A 1,842-nucleotide genomic window follows, 5' to 3' on the forward strand; every position below is an offset into this window, starting at 1 on the left:
CGTGCACCCCGACGTACGGCGCATGCTGCTGACCATGAAGGCGTTCAACGAAGGCAACCGCGCGCTGGCCTACTTCACCGCCCAGTTGCTCGACACCGAGCACCTGTCGCAGGACGCCGCCGAGCGCGAGCGGGCCGCCGACCTGCTGGCCTTCCTGACACCGATCTGCAAGGCCTTCATGACCGAGACCGGGCAGGAGGTGACCAACCTCGGCATGCAGGTCTACGGCGGCCACGGCTACATCCGCGAGTGGGGCATGGAGCAGTTGGTCCGCGATTGTCGCATCGCACAGATCTACGAAGGCACCAACGGCATCCAGGCCCTCGACCTGCTCGGCCGCAAGGTATTGGGCAGCCAGGGCAAGCTGCTGCGCGGTTTCACCAAACTGGTCCACCAGTTGTGCCAGGCCCAGGCCGAGCATCCGCAACTGAAGGGACAGGTCGCGCAACTGGCGGCGCTGAACGCGCACTGGGGCGAACTGACCCAGCAGGTGGGCCTGGCGGCGATGAAGAATGCCGACGAAGTGGGCGCCGCCTCGGTGGACTACCTGATGTTCTCCGGCTACGTGACCCTGGCCTATTTCTGGTTGCGCATCGCCCTGGTGGCGCGCGAGAAGCTGGATGCCGGCAGCGGCGAGGCCGCGTTCTACGAAGCCAAGCTGGCCACCGCCGACTTCTACTTCAGTCGCCTGCTGCCGCGCACCGCGGCGCACGCCGCGGCGATCCAGGCCGGCGCGGCGGGCCTGATGAGCCTGTCGGCGGAGCAGTTTTCGCTCTAGCGGCTGCCGGGGCAGGGGCGCGGCGCTTCTTCCCCCCGGTTTCTCCCGCACTCGCCGGGCCCGCCGGACTCCCGGCGAACTCGCTCGAGCCCGCGAAAAGCGGGCTTTTTCATGCCTGTCGCATAGAAGACCGATATAGACTTAATGGTCACGACGTGACGCTACAAGTCCGAAATGTTGGTGGTGTAGACTCGGCCGCGGCACACCTTTCGTGTCTCCATTTTGTTGCCGCTGGCCCCCGGCCGGCGATCGGTACGATCGAGGATTCCCCCACATGGCTGATTACAAAGCTCCGCTGCGCGACATGCGCTTCGTCCTCAATGAGGTGTTCGAGGTCTCCCGGCTCTGGGCGCAACTGCCGGCGCTGGCCGAAGTGGTCGACGCCGAGACCGCCGCGGCGATCCTCGAAGAGGCCGGCAAGGTCACCGCCGGTACCATCGCCCCGCTGAACCGTCCGGGCGACGAGGAAGGCTGCCAGTGGAACGCTGGCGCGGTGAGCACCCCGGCCGGCTTCCCCGAGGCCTACCGGACCTACGCCGAAGGCGGATGGGTCGGCGTCGGCGGTGATCCGGCCTACGGCGGCATGGGTATGCCCAAGGTGATCTCGGCGCAGGTCGAGGAACTGGTCAACTCGGCCAACCTGTCGTTCGGCCTGTATCCGATGCTGACCGCCGGCGCCTGCCTGGCGCTCAATGCCCATGCCAGCGACGAACTGAAGGACAAGTACCTGCCGAACATGTACGCCGGTATCTGGGCCGGTTCCATGTGCCTGACCGAGCCGCATGCCGGCACCGACCTGGGTATCATCCGCACCAAGGCTGAGCCGCAGGCCGACGGCTCCTACAAGATCAGCGGGACCAAGATCTTCATCACCGGCGGCGAGCATGACCTGACCGAGAACATCATCCACCTGGTGCTGGCCAAGCTGCCCGACGCCCCGGCCGGGCCGAAGGGCATCTCGCTGTTCCTGGTGCCGAAGGTGCTGGTCAACGCCGACGGCTCGCTGGGCGAGAAGAACAGCCTGGGTTGCGGCTCCATCGAGCACAAGATGGGGATCAAGGCCT

At 66.4% G+C, this 1,842-nt stretch carries 2 protein-coding genes; both read left to right on the forward strand.

The annotated features are described in order from the left end of the window. Positions 1 to 778 (forward strand): acyl-CoA dehydrogenase C-terminal domain-containing protein (locus tag HMPREF2914_RS29900; RefSeq protein WP_177344140.1); only part of this gene is annotated, 778 nt, incomplete at its 5' end. A gap of 274 nt (positions 779 to 1,052) precedes the next feature. Then, the coding region (locus HMPREF2914_RS29905; RefSeq protein ID WP_177344141.1) for an acyl-CoA dehydrogenase family protein at positions 1,053 to 1,842 on the forward strand (790 nt) is incomplete at its 3' end.

It is taken from the genome of Pseudomonas sp. HMSC067G02 (assembly GCF_001813485.1).
Lineage (GTDB): Bacteria > Pseudomonadota > Gammaproteobacteria > Pseudomonadales > Pseudomonadaceae > Pseudomonas > Pseudomonas aeruginosa.